This is a genomic window from Effusibacillus lacus, from assembly GCF_002335525.1.
GTDB classification, from domain to species: Bacteria; Bacillota; Bacilli; order Tumebacillales; family Effusibacillaceae; genus Effusibacillus; species Effusibacillus lacus.
Genome location: NZ_BDUF01000067.1, coordinates 1 through 739, shown reverse-complemented (window position 1 = coordinate 739; position 739 = coordinate 1). Strand labels below are relative to the sequence as shown.

General features: G+C 57.8%; 1 rRNA gene. It reads left to right on the top strand.

Going from position 1 to position 739, the window contains the following annotated elements:
• Window positions 1-739: ribosomal RNA gene (locus tag EFBL_RS13200) — 23S ribosomal RNA — on the top strand; the annotation flags it as partial.

Genomic DNA, 739 nt, shown 5'->3' with positions numbered 1-739 from the left:
CGACGTTGGGATACCACCCTTGAGGTATTGATCTTCTAACTCGTCACCTTGAAGCAGGTGAGAGGACAGTGTCAGGCGGGCAGTTTGACTGGGGCGGTCGCCTCCCAAAGAGTAACGGAGGCGCCCAAGGGTTCCCTCAGCGCGGATGGAAATCGCGCATTGAGTGCAAAGGCATAAGGGAGCTTGACTGCGAGACGGACAGGTCGAGCAGGGACGAAAGTCGGGCTTAGTGATCCGGCGGTGCCGAGTGGAAGGGCCGTCGCTCAACGGATAAAAGCTACCCCGGGGATAACAGGCTTATCTCCCCCAAGAGTCCACATCGACGGGGAGGTTTGGCACCTCGATGTCGGCTCATCGCATCCTGGGGCTGTAGTCGGTCCCAAGGGTTGGGCTGTTCGCCCATTAAAGCGGTACGCGAGCTGGGTTCAGAACGTCGTGAGACAGTTCGGTCCCTATCTGCCGCGGGCGCAGGAAGTTTGAGAGGAGTTGTCCTTAGTACGAGAGGACCGGGATGAACCGACCGCTGGTGTCTCAGTTGTGGTGCCAACCGCATCGCTGAGTAGCCAAGTCGGGCCGGGATAAGCGCTGAAAGCATCTAAGCGCGAAGCCCCCCTCAAGATCAGACTTCCCACACGGACAACGTGGTAAGATCCCCTGAAGAAGACAGGGTGGATAGGCTGGGTGTGTAAGCATGGTGACATGTTGAGCTGACCAGTACTAATCGATCGAGGGCTTAATC